Origin of the sequence: Natrialba sp. SSL1 (assembly GCF_001861355.1) — an archaeon.
Taxonomy (GTDB): Archaea; Halobacteriota; Halobacteria; order Halobacteriales; family Natrialbaceae; genus Natrialba.
In genome coordinates, this window is the sequence record NZ_MASN01000012.1 from 25,916 (window position 1) to 42,585 (window position 16,670).

General features: G+C 62.3%; 12 protein-coding genes. 2 read left to right on the forward strand and 10 right to left on the reverse strand.

Going from position 1 to position 16,670, the window contains the following annotated elements:
- Nucleotides 1-75 precede the first annotated feature (75 nt).
- Nucleotides 76-1,293 (reverse strand): CaiB/BaiF CoA transferase family protein, encoded by a 1,218-nt coding sequence (locus BBD46_RS03105; RefSeq protein ID WP_071400301.1) that lies wholly within the window; start codon nucleotides 1,291-1,293, stop codon nucleotides 76-78.
- Nucleotides 1,294-1,384: 91 nt separating this feature from the next.
- Nucleotides 1,385-2,608: an MFS transporter gene (locus BBD46_RS03110; protein ID WP_071400302.1), complete on the reverse strand. Its 1,224-nt coding sequence runs from the start codon at nucleotides 2,606-2,608 to the stop codon at nucleotides 1,385-1,387.
- Nucleotides 2,609-3,120: 512 nt separating this feature from the next.
- Here BBD46_RS03110 and BBD46_RS03115 point away from each other — a divergent pair.
- Complete coding sequence (locus BBD46_RS03115; protein WP_071400303.1) at nucleotides 3,121-3,891, forward strand: IclR family transcriptional regulator; 771 nt, start codon at nucleotides 3,121-3,123, stop codon at nucleotides 3,889-3,891.
- Nucleotides 3,892-3,986: 95 nt separating this feature from the next.
- Here BBD46_RS03115 and BBD46_RS03120 read toward each other — a convergent pair whose 3' ends face one another.
- Entirely contained in the window at nucleotides 3,987-4,394 is a 408-nt protein-coding gene (locus BBD46_RS03120) for a hypothetical protein (protein ID WP_171908144.1), read from the reverse strand.
- Nucleotides 4,395-4,658: 264 nt separating this feature from the next.
- On the opposite strand from BBD46_RS03120, the gene BBD46_RS03125 reads away from it, so the two are divergent.
- Complete coding sequence (locus BBD46_RS03125; protein ID WP_071400304.1) at nucleotides 4,659-5,687, forward strand: ornithine cyclodeaminase family protein; 1,029 nt, start codon at nucleotides 4,659-4,661, stop codon at nucleotides 5,685-5,687.
- A gap of 129 nt (nucleotides 5,688-5,816) precedes the next feature.
- On the opposite strand, the gene BBD46_RS03130 is transcribed toward BBD46_RS03125, so the two are convergent.
- The 7 genes from BBD46_RS03130 to BBD46_RS03160 form a co-directional block, all read right to left on the reverse strand.
- Entirely contained in the window at nucleotides 5,817-7,829 is a 2,013-nt protein-coding gene (locus BBD46_RS03130; protein ID WP_084777664.1) for a TRAP transporter permease, read from the reverse strand.
- A 30-nt stretch (nucleotides 7,830-7,859) separates the two neighbouring features.
- Nucleotides 7,860-8,909, reverse strand: coding sequence for a TAXI family TRAP transporter solute-binding subunit (locus BBD46_RS03135; protein ID WP_071400334.1), 1,050 nt, complete (start codon nucleotides 8,907-8,909; stop codon nucleotides 7,860-7,862).
- Between the two features lie 151 nt (nucleotides 8,910-9,060).
- A complete protein-coding gene (locus BBD46_RS03140; RefSeq protein ID WP_071400305.1) occupies nucleotides 9,061-9,621 on the reverse strand; it encodes a DUF7519 family protein in 561 nt (186 codons plus the stop codon).
- On the reverse strand, nucleotides 9,621-11,900 hold the full coding sequence (locus BBD46_RS03145; RefSeq protein ID WP_071400306.1) for a DUF7269 family protein: 2,280 nt from the start codon (nucleotides 11,898-11,900) through the stop codon (nucleotides 9,621-9,623). Before BBD46_RS03145 ends, BBD46_RS03140 begins: the two co-directional genes overlap by 1 nt.
- On the reverse strand, nucleotides 11,893-12,777 hold the full coding sequence (locus BBD46_RS03150) for a DUF4129 domain-containing protein (RefSeq protein WP_071400307.1): 885 nt from the start codon (nucleotides 12,775-12,777) through the stop codon (nucleotides 11,893-11,895). Before BBD46_RS03150 ends, BBD46_RS03145 begins: the two co-directional genes overlap by 8 nt.
- Nucleotides 12,778-13,091: 314 nt before the next feature.
- Nucleotides 13,092-14,315, reverse strand: coding sequence for a Zn-dependent hydrolase (locus BBD46_RS03155; RefSeq protein WP_071400308.1), 1,224 nt, complete (start codon nucleotides 14,313-14,315; stop codon nucleotides 13,092-13,094).
- Nucleotides 14,316-14,644: 329 nt separating this feature from the next.
- A complete protein-coding gene (locus BBD46_RS03160) occupies nucleotides 14,645-16,546 on the reverse strand; it encodes an alpha/beta hydrolase family protein (RefSeq protein ID WP_071400335.1) in 1,902 nt (633 codons plus the stop codon).
- Nucleotides 16,547-16,670: the final 124 nt, after the last annotated feature.

Here is a 16,670-nt window from a genome sequence, read left to right on the forward strand (position 1 = left end):
ACTGCGCGTGACACCGATTGAACGTAATACCCAGTGGGCACGACGACAGTTCAGTCGGGACAACCAGCCTGAGCGCTACGCCTCCGAAAAGACCACCTCCTGCTCGTGCAGTCGGTCGATATCGGCCGTCGAATACGAGAGCGCCTCCAGAATATCGGCTGTCTGTTCACCCTTTGCCGGCGGTCGCGAGGAGAAGCCGCCATCGTGAATACCTGCACTAAAGCGGAACGGGAGCGCTGGAGCGACGACGGCCTCGTCGGTCTCCGGATTGTACGAATCGACGAGCATCTCGCGCTCCTCAACGTGTGGATCGCGGTCGACGAGATCCGCGACGGTTCGAACCGCACCCGATGGGACGCCCGCGTCGAGCAGTTCCGTCTCGAGTTCCCAGATGTCGTACTGTTCGAACTCGGCGGTGAACTCGTCGCGAAGGATTTCGCGGTGGTCCATGCGGTCCTCGATGGTCTGGAAGCGCTCGTCCTCGAGGAGGTCCTCGCGGTCGAGGAGGTGACAGAGGCGTTCGTACATCGCTTCGGAGAGCGTGGCAACGTAGATGTAGTCGGTGCCGTCCTCGTCGCCCTCCTGCCCGCCGGCCGGGAAAACGCCGTTCGGTGCGCTGCCGATTCCGCGGCCGCCGGCGCGTTTGGGGAGGTCGCCGGTGCGGTCGTAGCGCGAGATCCAGTAGGACATCCAGGCGACGGCAACGTCGAACAGCGAGATGTCGATCTCGGTTCCCTCGCCGTGGCGGTCGCGATGGCGGACGGCCGCCAGGATCGCGAAGGCGGCGTTCGCACCCGTTCCGCAGTCGATGAGGCTCGCGCGGATGCGGACCGGCGGACGGTCGCTGTAGCCGGTCGTCGCCATGAGCCCGGACACCGCCTGGATGCAGGGGTCGTAGCCGGGGTAGGAGCTGTAAGGGCCCGTACGACCGAAGCCCGACAGCGAGCAGTAGATCACGTCCTCGTTTCGTTCGGTAACGGACTCGTAGTCGAGGTCGTACTGTTCGAGAACGCCGGGGCGGAAGCTCTCGACGAAGACGTCCGCTTCGTCGACGAGTTCGGTGACGATTTCGTGGCCGTCCTCGGACTTGAGGTCGACGCAGAGGCTCTGCTTGCCGTGATTGAACGGCGTGAACATACTGCCGCCCATGAGGTGTCTGAAGTTGTCTCCCGCGGGCGGTTCGACCTTGATGACGGTGGCACCCATTTCGCCGAGCAGTTGCGTACAGACAGGTCCGGCAACCGACTGAGTCATGTCGACGACCGTGAGGTCGTCTAGCGGCTGTGGCTGCATAGTCAGGGGATGTGAGTGAACCGAGAAAGACTTTTGGGAACAATGCACACGACGAGATGGGGGAGCGGGAGGCGGGAGGCGAGTGCCCGACTCACTGCTCTGGAATGCGAGCTGCGAGGAGCAGCATAACACCCGCGAGAACGGCCAAAGCCATAAATGCCTGATCGAAGAAGTCGTTGTCAGCGGCCGCACCGAACGCGACGGGACTCAATGCTGCGACCATGAACGCGATCGTTCGAAGGATCCCAAATCCGGTCCCTCTGATCTCCTCCGGGAGTGTCTCGAGGAGGTACGGTTCGGTCACAGTTGCGAATCCGAGAAGTGTACTCACGAGGGCCGTTATCCCAACCAACGGCCAGAATCCTTCGATAAACGGCAACGCGAGAAGCGCAATTGCGGGGCCACTCGCGACGATGACGAGCGAACGCCGAATGCCGATGCGGTCGTACGCGCCGCCCGCGAGGGGTTTGATGAGAATGCCGAGCGCGAAGAAGAGCCCGAACAGCGTCGAGGAGACGGTGGTCGAGAGGTCCTTGACTTCGATGAGATAAGTCGGATAGAAACTCGTGAAGGCCTGCCAGACACAGAGACCGAGCACCAGAACGGCGGTCGGGTAGATGACGGCTCGCTGTCCGAGCACGGCGAGGAGGTCGCGGATGCGTTCGGACAGCGGACCTGAATTGTCCTCGCCGTTCGCTGCCGGTTCCTGGACCGGGACGGTGAACCAGAGGACAGCGCCCATCAGCAAGAACAGCGGGATGACGAATCCGAACCCGAGCTGCCAGAGAAACAGCGACGCAATGACGCCGGCGAGCGGCGGGAGCACCGATTGCCCGGCGTCCTGTGAGGCCGCGGTGACGCCGTTTGCTGCGCCGATGCGTTCGGGGTACAGTTTCGGCAAGATCGTGTACCGCGCGACGGCGTACAGCGCCGTCCCGAACCCGAACAGCGCCGTTGCAGCGAAGAGGATCGCCGGCGAGTTGGCCGTGATAACGAGGCCGAGGGTTATCGCGGCGACGACCGTACTAAGCGTCAGTACGGTTCGCTCACCGATTCGGTCGGCGAGCATCCCGCCCGGCAACTGCCCGATCGCGTACGCAAGAAAGAGGACCGTCAACAGCAAACCGGAGGTCGTCAGATCGAGCCCGTACGCCTCTCGAAGGTGAGGTAACAGTACTGGATAGATCATTCGAACACCCATCGAGAGGAACCAGCCACCCGCAAGCGCGAGCAGAATTGACCCACGCCCGTCCTTACGGAGTGCAGCGACTGTCTCGGAGAGTGCGCTCAGGGAACGCGACGGATCGGGTACCACGTGGCCCTACGATAGCAGTACGTGCAATTAAAGATTGGTATACCCCCGAAAACGACTCCATTTCGGAGTGGCGTCGACGAGAGTGAAGAATTTCGGCAGAGCCGAAACGTCGTGCTATCCAATTCTGACGGTCCTGATCGGATCGCCGGTATCGAAGTAACAAAACAGAACGAACACAGAATGGCTTCTGGGCGAAAATAAAGAAGCCACGCGGTGTCCGTACGCAGCTGTACCAATATGGCTAGACATAACATGCCAGTAGCCATGTATTACGAATGTACAGCTGTAATTCTGACCGCGATTTCGGTAAAATCGATCGAACGGACCGCAAGCAGCGTCACAATTTAACACACCAGACGCTCGATTCGCCAGCACCGAAACCACCAAAGTGCGTACAAACGTGATATATCTAAAATCGCCAGCAGTAGCCCAAATACACTCTCAACGTGTTGAATGCACAAGACTGGTGACACCGGCAGAATTATGGTCCTGTTACCACTTGTTCCGAGAGAATGCCACACAATACCGAGGCTGGAGGGGGAATCCGGGCGACAGAAACCACATTCGCCCTCATCGAAACGCTTGCCGAGCGTGACCACGCGCGGCTGACGGAGCTCGCGACAGCAGTCGGTATCGCAAACAGCACCGCCTCCGAACACCTCGCGACACTCAAAGCAAACGGCTACGTCGTCGAAGACGACGAGGGCTACCGACTCGGCCTCAAGTTCATGGATGTCGGTATCAGAGCCAAACGTCACTACGACGGGCTACTCGAGTGCGCCGAGCCGGTGCTCGAACAGCTGGTCGACGAAACGGGTGAGACGATCGGACTGCTCGCACAGGAGAACAACCAGGCGGTGTACGTCGATCGGCGGGTCGGCGAGCAGGGAGTGCCGACGAACGCCTGGGTTGGCAAGCGAAAACCGATGCACACGATGGCTTCGGGGAAGGTGATTCTCGCGCACCTGTCGTCGGATCGACGGGACGAAATCATCGACGACCGTGGCTTGACGGCGGTCACCGAGCAAACGATCACGACGCGCGACGAACTCGAGGCGGACCTCGAGACGGTCCGCGAGCGCGGCGTGGCGTTCAACGATTGTGAGTCACACGAACGGGTTCGTGGTGTAGCCGCGCCGATCGTTCTGGGGGACGATATTTACGGGGCCGTCGCCGTGGCGGGGCCGGCCAGGCGACTCACAGAGGCGTATTTTCGCGAGGAGTTACCGAACCTGTTGCTCGGTGCGGCGAACGAGATCGAGCTCAAGTTGACGTATCACTGACTCTGACGAGATCATGGTGGTTCGGACGGGCAGACCGTTCCCAGCGGTAGTGGCCCGCTGGCAGGGCAGTTGCGTGGAGAGAACGGGGAGGCGGACTACAGCCAATCGGCCATGACGGCCCACAAAACGACGGCACTGAGAGCAATCGGCAGCAGTTTCGTCGCATCGAAGAACCCAGCCATCAGGACGAGTGAGAGGATGGCCCCGCTGCCAGCCAGGAGTCGCCACCAGCTGAACGGAAGCCAGAACTCGAGGACCGCCAGCGCAGCACAAAACGAGAGCGTTGCGGCGGTCAGCGCGAGGAATAATCCGAGAAGCGGCAAGTCGGCCGACACCGCAAGCTGGCCGAACAGCCCGCTGTCGCCATCACTCCACGGCCAGACCCACCGCAAGAGGCCGCCAAACTCCTGTTGTGCCTCCCTGTCCAGCGGCACGAGATACGACGCCGCAAAGTGGGCCTGTAGTAGCAGCACCACTGAGAACAGCCATTTTGCGGTCGTCATATTGTCTGTAAGCCGTGCTATACTAAAATCCTATCTGGGGACGGCAGTCGACTATGGTGGGTGTAACGGAGACAGTTACTGGGTAACCCGAACCCGAGACGGAAGAGTGAGACGTCCAACGGAGTAGCAAGCGAATAGCACAGTCGCGATGGCACGAACGGGCACAACGCAATCCTTCGACGCCACCGAAGAGTTGGAAACGGTGCAGCGCAAGTCGTCGCCGCATCACGCGCCTTTTTCTATACGGGATGAGAGACTCTGTGTATGACCGAGACCCAAGCAGAGACGGGAACAGAAACCCTGTTTCTCACCAGCGAACAGCTCGACGGACTCGCATCGCCGGCGGACTACGTCGCCGCAGTTCGCGACGGCTACCGACAGATCGGCGAGGGTGCACCGGCCTACCCCCGCCAGAAGTTCAACCGAACCGATCCGGACGGAATGTTCACGAGCTACGCCGCTCTGCTCCCCGACACCGGGGCAATGGGCGGCTACATGTACAGCTCCGGTTTCGGGGCCGGCAACGCCTGGTTCATGACGCCCCTGTTCGACGCCGAGAGCGGCGAACCGCTGGCCGTCCTCGACGGCGCGAGCATGAACCCGTTCAAAACCGGCGCTGCAGGTGCCGTCGCCGTCGACGAACTCGCCCGCGACGACGCTACGACGCTCGCCGTCATCGGCAGCGGCTCGCAGGCACGCGGCCAACTCCACACCACCGCAACCGTCCGTGACCTCGACGAGGTCCGCGTCTTCTCGCCGACACAAGCGAACCGCGAGACGTTCGCCGACGAGTTCGACGACCAGCTCTCGGCCGACGTTCGCGCGGTGGACTCGAGTACCGCCGCGCTCGACGGCGCGGATATCGTTATCACGGCGACGAAAGCGAGCGAGCCGGTCTTCGACGGCGACGACCTCGAGCCGGGAACTCACGTGACAGCAATGGGGCAGTACCAGGAGGGGAGCCGCGAACTCGATACGGCGACGATCGAGCGGGCCACCTACGTCCCCGATCTGCGCGAACGGGCCACCTACGACGCCGGCGCGTTTCTCGCCGCACTCGAGGCGGGCGCGATCACGGAGGACCACGTCCACGCCGACCTAGGCGAGGTCGTGGCTGGCGAGGCGGCGGGCAGGACGAGCGACGAGGAGATTACGGTGTTCGACAGCGGCGGGACGGGGATCGAGACCGTCGCCGCGGCGCACATGCTCTACGAGCGAGCACGTGAGGAGGGGATCGGGTCGACGGTTTCGTTCGCACCGGCGAGCGAGGCGTTGACTGGCCGGTTACCGTAGCGGACTGTCCTGGCTGTTCGACTGCGACGGGAACTGATTACTATGACTCACAGGAGCTGACGGCGAGCCGCTCGAACCAACCGACAGCGAAACGGGCGGTGTGAGAGACGCCGAAAAGGGAGTGGGTCGCTAGTCTTTCGTCCCAGAGACGGGGTCGGAGTCAGCTGCAGAGCCGCTGCCGAACCGGGCAAGGATCGGCTCGCGAAGCTGGGCTATGACGAGCACGAGGATGAGCGCAACACAGGCCAGGCGGACCGCGGTGTTCGGGAACACCATGGCCAGTAGTCCTGCGACGAAGTAGACGCCCTTCACGGGGAAGACCACGGCTGGGCTCGGGTGGAAGAACTTCCCGTGGTAGTTGAGTCCGTGGGAGACGCCGAACGCGCCGAACAGCGCGATCAGTCCCGACGCGAACGTCCATGGTCCCCAGCCGCCGACGACGAGTTCGGGGTTGTAGATGAACGCGAACGGCAGGATGTAGATCGGGGCCGAGATCTTCAGCGCCTCGAAGCAGGTGCGCCAGAAGTTGCTGTCGGCGATTCCGGTTGCGACGACGACAGCGATCGCGATCGGCGGTGTCAGTCCCGATAGGATCGCCGCGTACAGGACGAAGTAGTGTGCGGCGAGTTCCGGCACGAAGAACTGTTGGACGAGTGCCGGTGCGATCAGCGCTGCGACGACGACGTAGGCTGCCACCGTCGGCATCCCAAGTCCGAGGATGATCGAGATGATCATCGCGAGGATGACCGCGACGACCATCACGCCGCCCGAGAGGTCGAGCAGGGCAAGCGAGAGCACACCCGGAACGCCCGACGCCTCGAGAATGTCGACGACGCCATTAATCGAGGCGATGATGATCGCGATTGGCGCGAGGATAATCGCACCTTCACGGAAGCCGAAGGCAGCCTGTCCGAGGAGGTCGGAGAACTCCGCTTTGACGTCGCCGCCGTTGGTGATCGTCGCGACGAGCGGGAAGCCAAAGCCGGTGACCAACATCGCGACGACGGTGTAGAGCGCGGATGTCAGCACCGTCCACTGGAGAACGCCGAGCGTCCAGATCAGGATCGCGAACGGAATCCCGAACCGTGCGCCCTGAATCGCGAGTTCGCGACGGCTCAGCCGTTCGTCGAAGTGATTCGTTACCGCGACATCGAGGTCCTGCCCGCGGAGCTGTTCAGTCCCCGTGTAGTGGACGGCGATGATGACCGAGCCGTAGAAGATCGCCGCCGGGATGAGGCCGGCGACGAGCACGTCCAGGTACGTGATGCCGAGCAAGGACGCCATCACGAAGGCGGCTGCGCCCATCACTGGCGGCATGATCTGTCCGCCGGTTGACGCGACAGATTCGATGCCGCCGGCCACCTCTGAGTCGATCCCACTCTCCTTCATCAGCGGAATCGTGAACGAGCCGGTGATCGCCGTGTTCGCGGCCTGACTCCCGGTAATCGAACCAATGATGATGCTCGCGGTGACCGCAGAAAGTGCAACGCCCGACCGGACGAGTTCTGCGGCACGCAGCGCAAGCCGCATGATGAGGTCGAACGCACCGAAGCCGCGCATCAGTCCCGCATAGAGCAGGAACAACGCGACCCAGGTCGCAATAATCCGGGAGATCGAGCCGTAGACTCCCTGAAAGTCGAGCACCATAATGTTCGCCGTACGGTTGAGGCTGAAGCCGCCGTGGCGAAGGATACCGGGTGCGTAGTTTCCGTAGACTCCATACAGGATCGCAGCGACGATGACTGCGAGGAACGTCAACCCGTAGGCGCGGTACGAGAGGTACAACACTACGAGGACGAACGCCGCAGCGATCGCGTACTCGTGAGTCAGGGCGGTCCCGACCCGGATCGAGAGCAGTGTCTCGTAGAACGCATACATGTACACCGTGGTCCCGATCGTGATCACACTCGAGACGCTCAGTAGAACCATGTCGAGTGTGTTTCCGTCCTCGATCGCGTCGATCAGTTCGTCTCCCAGGTAGACGAGCATGATCGCACCGAGGAAGATGACGGTGAAGAGGATGCGATCCATCTGCTGGGTAAACGCGTAGTAGAGGATCCACACCCAGGTAACGATCGCAAAGAGCGTGATCGCATCGCGAGCGATATCGAGCCGGTTCTTATCAGCTGTTGAATAAACCATATATTCCGTGTTCGTCCCGTCGTCACTCAGTTAAATTTCGCCTCGAGTCCAGTCGTCGTTCCAGACGCCGTTGTCTTCGTACCAGTCGGCTGCACCGGGGTGGATACCGACTTCGTCGGTGTGAGTGAGGGCGAACGTGAAGTTATCGGGATCGGAGTAGTCGAGAATCGCAGGCTGTGCGTCCTGCATCGACTGGTAGTGTTCGTGGCAGATCTCCATGAGGTCGTAGACGACCTCGTCCGAGATGTCTGGGTCGAACATGTACGGGTACGTCTCCGTCCACGTTGCGTAGGAGTCGTCGCCAATGTCGACGTCTTGATCCCAGCCGCCCGGCGCCTCGTCGAGCTCCTCGTATCCTGCACCCGCGAACTCCTCGGCTGCGTCGGCGAACTCGTCGGTCATCTCGACCATCTGGACGTCGTTCCGCGCGTCGACTTCGACGGCCCAGGCGGGCAGCGCATCGTAGTTCGACGTGTAGACGACCGCTGCATCGACACGGCCTTCCTCCATTGCACTCGCCGCCTCACTGGTTTCGAAGTTGACAACCCCGTCCTCTAGTTCCTCCCAGAGACCGACTTCGCCGTACATCTGTTCGGTCATGTCCCGAAGCCCCCAGCCAGCAGGGAGCGCGTAGATGTCGGCACCGAACAGGTCGTCGGTGGTCTCGATCCCGCTGTCCTCCAGTGCAACCCAGTAGAGGTTCAGCGAGAGGTGTGAGAAGCCGTGCAGTGGGAACGTATCGATGTTGTCCGGCTCCTCGAACGGCCCCGAGTCCGTCAGCGCCTGATTGAGGATGAAGTTCCCCGTCGAGTAGGCGTTTAGTTCGTCGTCGGCGTACAGTCGCATCGACTGCGGGTCACCGCCGGCGTCCTGCGTAATGAAGTTGATCGAGTCGGATTGCTCGCTAACGACTCGCTGGATTGCCTGTGAGTTGTCGTACGTCGTCGACCCGGACGACGACGATCCGACCGTAATATCGGTTTGGTCACCGCCGCCAAGGCACCCAGCGAGACCAACAAGCCCGACCCCTCCAGTTAGCTTTAATGCGTCTCGTCGTGAAACACCGTCCTTGCAAGACATCATCATACAAGATACAGAGGCAGTATATAAATCTTTCCCATTAGTAGGTCAAAAACCGAGAGTTGGCGCGTACTTTCACACTAAGTACGATTATAACTAGGTATTTCGTAAAATTTTCATTTAGAGGAGACGGGCCGATACACCGGGAAGATTACCGCTCACTCTCAGCAGATTCGGCGTCGCCGCCCCCAAATATTCGACCGTCAAGTACTGCGCTCGGGCCTAACGCGATCGCGACGACACTCGCTGCGAGGAAGAACAGAACGACTGCAATTAGCGGTTGTACGCCACCGCCCAGACCAGATGCAACAATCCCAACCAGAACGAGACAGTTCCCGACAGCGAGACTGGCAAGGCTGTGGCCGAGTTCAGCCCGAACGGTCGGAGCGGACGGACCCAGTTGACGCCTGATGCTAATCGCGTTCTGACCGCTGTCCCACGCAAGGATCGACGCCGTTACCGCAACGAGAACAGCGGCGGTCGACGCACCGTTTCCAGCGGCGACGAACCCACCGAGGACGAGCACACCGGCACCCGTCGTTAGCGTCGTTCGGTCGCCAGCGAGCAGCGCCAGTCCGAGCACAAGCCAGCCCACCGTCGAAAGCGCCGTCGCATGGATCGAGTACGGAATCCCAACACTCCAGCCGACACCCGCGAAACAGATCGCACTCCACGAACTCACCGTCGCCGGCGAATCGGTGCTCCGGCTCATCACCGACCACCTCTCAGCGCAGTCTGAAGGTCACTATCCCAGCCCCAATCGATCACGGTACCCCCCTCCGACCGGAGCTGTCGCACTCGCTCCCTCCGTTCGACCCGTGCAAGCGCCCTCGACGGCCCATCCACCGTCGTCGGATCCGGCGCAACGACTGACAGCGCAAACCCACTCGAGTGCAGTGAGCGAACGAACTCGAGCGCGCCGTCGTCACAGAGAGGCGAGATGAGGATGAGTTGTGTCGATGCTGGGGAAATGCGGTTGAAGTGGGAGAGGTCGATGTCAGCACCGCTGGCAGGAGCAGTAGTCGCGACAGTCCTGCCCTCGTCGGTTCGAACGGTGTCCGTAGGCCCATCAGCATCAGCATCGGAATCCGCGTTCGGGCGGTCAGCAGACCGAGCTGTGGGCGGCTGTGGACTGAGTCCTGGTGCCGTGCCGAGCATCGTTCGGCCAGTAATCCGGTGTTCGCGACCGGTTCCCGGCGCGAGCCAGAGTGGGTCGGGACCGACAGACGCGAGGCCGACAGTGTGTCCTGCATCGAGCAGCGTACCGAAGGCGGCAGCCGCACCGTCGACAGCCCGGTCGACGGCGTGTGTCGGTGTCGCCTCGTCGGGTGATCGATACGCGCTGTCGCGGGCGTCGATGGCGATGACCACTGTCGCCGACTGGTCATCACGGAACGAAACCGTCGCCAGCGAGCCGTGTCGCGCGTAGCGGTTCCAGTCGATTCGTTGCATCGGGTCGCCCGAACGGTACTCACGGACGCTGTGGAACTCGACCCCAGGGCCAGAATCGGTCGTCTGCAGCGGACCGGACAGAGTCGAGCCACGGTGTGCGAGCAGGTGGTCGACACCCGACGGGAGCGACTGCAGTGTCGGGAGACACGTGAGTGTCGTATCCGTGGTCGTTATATCAGCAGTCGGTTGCTCGGTCACTGGCGAGTCAGCTGACGGCGACGCTGCTGCTGATGCCCCCTCTGCGTCCGGCCCCGACGCCGTGATTCGAACGTCTGTTTCGACCGACCCGCTCGCGTTTCTGCACAGAACCTGCACCGGATCGAACTGATGGCGGCCGCGCCGGGCAGTAACCGTATACTGGACCACCGCCGACCCACCAGGAGCAAGCGTCGTCGCCGCCCGCGACGAACCCGATTCGACGGCCAGTTCGGACGGTACGCCGTCGATAATCCGCACGTCGACGAGGCGACGCTCACCCTCGTTTCGAACGACCGTCGTCACCGAAACCGATTCGCCGGGCTCAGGGTGGGCCTCACTGACGCTGCGCTCGACTGCGATCTCCGGTGGGTCAGCATCGACCGATCCGAGCCGCGAATAGGCCGCAAATCCCATCCCGACGCCACTCGAGACGATCACTGCGGGTTGTTGGTAGAGCACACCGATGACGATTCCGACGAGCGCAACGACGGTGATTCCTACCCAACGCCCCGTCCGGCGCGTCGTGACGGCTGGCGTCGATTCACCATTCTCACTCGCGTTCGTCGCCGAACCAGTATCGGCGCTCGTATTCGTCGCCGGACCATCATCCTCGTTCGTCTGGCTGCCTGTGTTCGACCCCCCATCGCCAGCATCCGTTTCGGACCCAGGGCCGATCGCCGCCGTCGACTCGAGCGGGGGAACAGCTGTTGGCCGGCGGGCATCGGGTGCCGCCCCGGCAAGCGCTCCGACAGCGGTCATTGCCCGGCGAAGGTCACGACGTGCGAGAATATCTGTACCGCCCAGAGCGGCAAGCACACGGTCCTCGAACGACGTAGGCGGCCGGTCCTCATCGTCGGCGAGCACGGCCGCAGCACCGTCGTCGGCCGTCCAGTCACCGGTTGCAACTGCCTCGGCCGCATCGACTTCGGTCTGGTTCTCGGCAGCCACCAGTGCGTTGCGGGCACGTGCTCGCAATCTATCTCTAACCGCCTCGTACGTCGGATCCGAACGATCCGAGACGGAGATAAGCTGGTGGTACAACTCGTCGCCGGGCGTTGGAACCCGACTCGCAGTGTCGCGGTCCGGCGGCGACGCCGCCGACTCACCGGATCGAAGTATGTGGCGGACGATGCGGTAACTCTGGATCAGCAGAGCGAGCAACACCAGATAGAGCCCCAACTGACCGAACACCTCGAGGGCGACAACGACCTCGTAGGGGAGAACAGCCAGAACGACATCGGTCGCGAGCAACACGATTCCACCGCCGGCAATCGCAACAGCGGCGAGTAGAACCATCGCGAACCGAACGTATCTGGCAGTGCCGTCGGCCATCTCACTCATCGGACTCCTCCACTGGTGGCTCACGCTCCGTCTCGCGTGTGCCGTCTGTCTCGCTCAACTCGAGTGCAAGGTCCTCCGCCAGCGCACGTGCTCGACGTTCCTGGTCCAGTGTCGGGGAACGGTGGTCGTACCTGCTAGCTTCGAACAGGCGAGTCAGTTCGTCGACTGCCGAGCGGTCGAAGCCACACTCGATCGCTTGGGTTCGGATCTCTCCCGGCGTTGTGGCGGCATCGTTGCCCGTGCCGACTGCATCGGCGATCAGCAGCCAGGTCCGATACACGTCGTTGTCCGCAGCGGCATGCGAGATGGAGACGGGGTCGGACGCGCTGGCGGTCCGCCGGGTCGGTGACTGCAGTTCGACGGAGCCGTTGGTACTGTCCGTCCCGTCGAGGACCGGATCGTCGTCACGGGAGAAGACGAACGCCGCCGCGAGAACGGTCAGAAACGCGACGAGCGCCCCGATAACGAGCGGGAACGATTCGGAGACGAGACCGGTGCTAGCGTCCCCGCCGATCTGGCCGGATCGGTCGAAGGCGAACAGCACGCCGATCAGCGCGACGATGATGACGGTAGTTGCGAGAATCGTTCGTCCCCGATCCGGATTGACGACGAGCGCACGGCCGAGTACCAGCAGCGAGACGAGGCCGGTACCGAGGAGAAGCCATTCGACTGGCAGCGGGTTCTCGGCTTCGTCGGCTCCCTCCGGTTCGCCGAACTGGTCGTCGAGGATCGATTCGGCTTCGTCGCTCGGTTCCGATGAGTCGACGGCGTCGTCGTCGACAACCGAAACGGCCGTCGGCAGCGCCGGTGCAGCCACTGAGACGGCCAGCATGCCGGCGAGGCCGAGACAGAGAAGCCAGACGGCGCGTCTATCCATTGCTCTCTGTCCGCACGACACGAACGCACCACGGATAGTGATTGTTGTCGGGTTCGGGTTTGCCGGCGAACGCAGACAGTGACAGACCGACCAAGCTGACGGCAACAAACTGTCAGCTTCACTCGTGCCCCCACCCTCCACTGCACTTCAGGACCCAGTTCCGACCGCGATGTCGACTCCGTTCAGGTGCACCGTACTCGAGTAAGACGACGCGCACGAATACAACAATATGCAGAGATAAAGGCTCATAGATCAGTTATAGTATGTGTACTACGCGGACTCACTTGCGCTGTGAAACGAGGTGGAATCCGAAGCTACTGCGACAGCCGACGCGTCGTCGCCGCGAACGTATTCGCTCCCGCGACCACGTCCTCCCACTCCGTGAACTCGTCCTCGTTGTGAGTCCGGCCGTCGACGCTCGGAACGAAGAGCATTCCCGCATCCGTTACCTCGGTCAGATAGTTCGCATCGTGGCCGGCACCGCCGACCATAGACCGGTAGGAAACACCCGCCTCCTCGGCCGCCTCGCGGGCAGCAGTCCGGACAGAATCAGCGAACTCCGTGTGCTCGATTCGCCAGATTTCTTCGAGTTCGTACTCGGTACCCTCGCGTGCACAGGCGGCCTCGAGTTCGGACTCGACACGCTCGACGAGTTCAGCAACGATCGCGTCGTCGTAGCTGCGGACGTCTGCAGTGAACGTCACCTCTGAGGGGATCACGTTGATCGAACCGGGTTGGACCGTCAGTTCGCCTACCGTCGTCACAACGTCCTCGTAGCGGTTCGAAAGGCGACGGATTCCCTGTACAACGTCGGTTGCCGCAACCAACGCGTCGCGTCTCGAATGCATCGGCGACGGACCGGCGTGGTCGGCCGTTCCCTCGATGGTCGCCTCGAGCCACGACATGCCGTAGATTCCGTCGACGACCGCGACCGACTGGCCGTGCTCCTCGAGTACCGGCCCCTGTTCGACGTGGAGTTCGAGGTAGCTGTGGATCGGTTCGTGCGGACCGCACTCGGCGTCGCCGCGATAGCCGGCCGACTCGAGTGCTTCCTCGACAGTCGTCCCGTCGGCGTCGGTGCGAGCAAGCGTCTCCTCGACGCTGAACTCGCCGACGAACGTCCCGCTGCCCATCAGCGCCGGCTTGAATCGCGATCCTTCCTCGTTGGTCCAGTTGACGAGTTCGATGGGGCGGCGGTGCTCGATACCCTGGTCGTCGAACGCGCGCAGCGTCTCGAGGGCGCTCAGAACACCGAGCTGCCCGTCGAACCGCCCGCCGTAGGGCTGGGAGTCGAGGTGAGAACCGATCAGTACCGGCGCAGCGTCGGGATCGGTTCCCTCCCGCCGACCGAAGATATTCCCGATTTCGTCGATACGGACGTCGAGCCCGAGCGACTCGAGATCGTCGACGAGCTGGTCGCGGACACGAACGTCGGCGTCCGACAGCGTGAGTCTGTGGAGGCCGTCGTTGTCGGTGCGGCCGATATCGGAGTACGTTTCGAACGTGTTTCGGAACCGCTCTGCGTCGATGCTTGTCATTGGTCGTCGTGGGGTTGTCGTTCCACAGTCGAATAGCTATGGGTAGTGCTAGCGCTCGGCCGATACCTGAGGGGAGTATTGTCGTTGGTGCAGTTCTGTACTCGTTGCTCTCGCCGTAGAGGCTGCTCCCGAGTAGAGAAGTCCAAAAGTGCCTAAATAGATAACTGTATTCTGGGTAGGTACTTTTGGATGACAGACGAACATCAAGAGTCAGCAGCCGGCGTGGTGCTCGCTTTCGCTCCACAAAATTGTCGTAGTGCTCGACGGGGCCGAAGAATATGGGTCGAGAACGGTTCCGCGGTTGGTGAAGACGACGCGTCGATCCGAAATTAGACGTGTTCGTCGAGGAACGCACCAATCCGCTCGAACTGCTCGATACGGTTTTCGAGTTTGGTCGTGTGGTGACCTTCGTCCTCGAAGATGCAGGTTTCGACGGGGACACCCTGTTCTTCGACGGCGGCAGCGATCTGTCGGGCCTCATCGACCGGAACACGCGGGTCGTTCGCGCCGTGCTGGACGAACAGCGGACACGAAATTTGATCGACCTCGTGAATCGGGCTGATCGACTCGAGGAACTCGCGGTCGGACTCGAGTGATCCGTACTCTGCCTCGCGGTGGGGTCGGCGGTAGTCGCCGGTGTTCTCGAGGAAGGTCACCCAGTTCGAGATGCCGACGAAATCGACGGCAGCCGCCCAGATGTCGGGGTACTCGGTGATACACGCGAGCACCATGAAGCCGCCGTAGGAACGGCCGTAGCAGACGATCGAGTCGGCGTCGATCGCCGGCTGGTCGCGGAGCCACTCGACTCCGTGTGCAATATCCCGGACGGAATCCATCCGTTTCTCGACATCGTCGAGTGCGGCGTACTCGCTCCCGTAGCCCGAGGAACCGCGAACGTTCGGCTCGAAAATGGCGTAGCCCGCGTCGAGGAAGTACTGACGGATGGGCCGGTTTCGCCACGACGGGCGTCGCTGGGAGTGGGGGCCGCCGTGGATGTCGACGATGACTGGTGTCTCTCCCGCTTTCTTCCCCTCTCGCGCTCCCGCTTCTTCGTCGTCGTCAGGAAGGGTGAAAAACGCCGGAATCTCCCTCCCGTCGAACGTCTCGTATCGAATCAGTTCGGGCTCGTGATACTGGTCGAGCGGGACGCCGCCAGAGGAGGGGACCGTCCAGCGCTCCACCGCTGGTGTCTCGCCGTCAGCGAGCGTCTCCAACTCGACGGCGTAGATCGAGTAGTTCAGGTTGGTCGACGAAACCGTCATCGCCGCCCGGGCTCCTGCAGGGTCGATCGTCAGCCCAGAGACGACGCCGTCTGGCACCTCGACTGGGGCGGTGTCCGCCTGGGTTGATGTGTGAAGTTCGCCAATAAATAGCTCCGAGTAGCCGTCGACGTTCCGCGCGTACGCGAGCCGGCCGGTGGCCGCATCGAGTTCGAACTCGTCGATACTCCAGTTCCCGTTTCCGTTCCGTTCCTGGTCACCGACGGCGACAGGTTCGCACTCGAGTGTCCCCAGATCGATACGGATCAGTTCCAGAGTATCGCCGAAGCGATCGCTCGTGCAGTAGATCGCCTCGCCGTCCGGGCCGAAGGTGGGGTGACCGTATCGAGCGGCGTCCTCGTGCGGGGTAACGTGCCGACGCTCGCCGCTATCGACGTCGACGACGGAGAGGTCAATGTCCGAACTGGCGTGGGCGTTTCTGCAGAGGAGTCGGTCGCCAGACGGACTCCAGCCGACGACGCTGATACGGCCGTCGCCCGCACAGACGAGCGTCGGTTCATCGGCGTCGGCTGCGCTTCCGTGGTCAGTCCCGCCCTCGTCAGTATCGATATCCATCACGTAGACGTCGAAGTCAGCAGTTGAGCGACGGTTGGCAGTGAACGCGATCCGGTCTCCCTCGGGGCTCCAGCCGCCCCACTCGTGGATCGCATCCGGCTGGTCCGTCAGTCGGTCGATCGAACGGTCGGTAGGATCGAGTTGGTACAGTTGGTCGTGCTCGTCGGCACCGGCGTCCTTGCCGAAGGCGATCACGTCGCCGCTTGGCGACCAGTCGACGAACGAAACGCGCTCGTCGTAGAACGTCTGCTGGGTCGGCCAGCCGCCCGGTTCGTCAAGCGTCCAGACCTGCATCGTTCCGGTGGTGTCAGCGCGAAACGCCAGACGGCCATCCGGCGCGACCGTCGCCCCTCTCGTTCCGCGAGCGTTCAGATAGCGTCCGACAGTTCGTGTCATACTCTGGTGCAGCAACGCCGTTCGTTTGAACGTATGGGTCCCGGAACCACCGACGTGAACCGACGAGGAGAGTGTGACCCGATCCGACTCGAACGCAACCAGACTGGTCTCACTCCCGTGTGAG

Excerpts from the sequence above, each read along its gene's own strand:
- BBD46_RS03105 (WP_071400301.1), bottom strand. The coding sequence starts at position 1,293 with ATGCAGCCACAGCCGCTAGACGACCTCACGGTCGTCGACATGACTCAG.
- BBD46_RS03115 (WP_071400303.1), top strand. The coding sequence starts at position 3,121 with ATGCCACACAATACCGAGGCTGGAGGGGGAATCCGGGCGACAGAAACC.
- BBD46_RS03120 (WP_171908144.1), bottom strand. The coding sequence starts at position 4,394 with ATGACGACCGCAAAATGGCTGTTCTCAGTGGTGCTGCTACTACAGGCC.
- BBD46_RS03125 (WP_071400304.1), top strand. The coding sequence starts at position 4,659 with ATGACCGAGACCCAAGCAGAGACGGGAACAGAAACCCTGTTTCTCACC.
- BBD46_RS03130 (WP_084777664.1), bottom strand. The coding sequence starts at position 7,829 with ATGGTTTATTCAACAGCTGATAAGAACCGGCTCGATATCGCTCGCGAT.
- BBD46_RS03135 (WP_071400334.1), bottom strand. The coding sequence starts at position 8,909 with ATGTCTTGCAAGGACGGTGTTTCACGACGAGACGCATTAAAGCTAACT.
- BBD46_RS03140 (WP_071400305.1), bottom strand. The coding sequence starts at position 9,621 with ATGAGCCGGAGCACCGATTCGCCGGCGACGGTGAGTTCGTGGAGTGCG.
- BBD46_RS03145 (WP_071400306.1), bottom strand. The coding sequence starts at position 11,900 with ATGAGTGAGATGGCCGACGGCACTGCCAGATACGTTCGGTTCGCGATG.
- BBD46_RS03150 (WP_071400307.1), bottom strand. The coding sequence starts at position 12,777 with ATGGATAGACGCGCCGTCTGGCTTCTCTGTCTCGGCCTCGCCGGCATG.
- BBD46_RS03155 (WP_071400308.1), bottom strand. The coding sequence starts at position 14,315 with ATGACAAGCATCGACGCAGAGCGGTTCCGAAACACGTTCGAAACGTAC.
- BBD46_RS03160 (WP_071400335.1), bottom strand. The coding sequence starts at position 16,546 with ATGACACGAACTGTCGGACGCTATCTGAACGCTCGCGGAACGAGAGGG.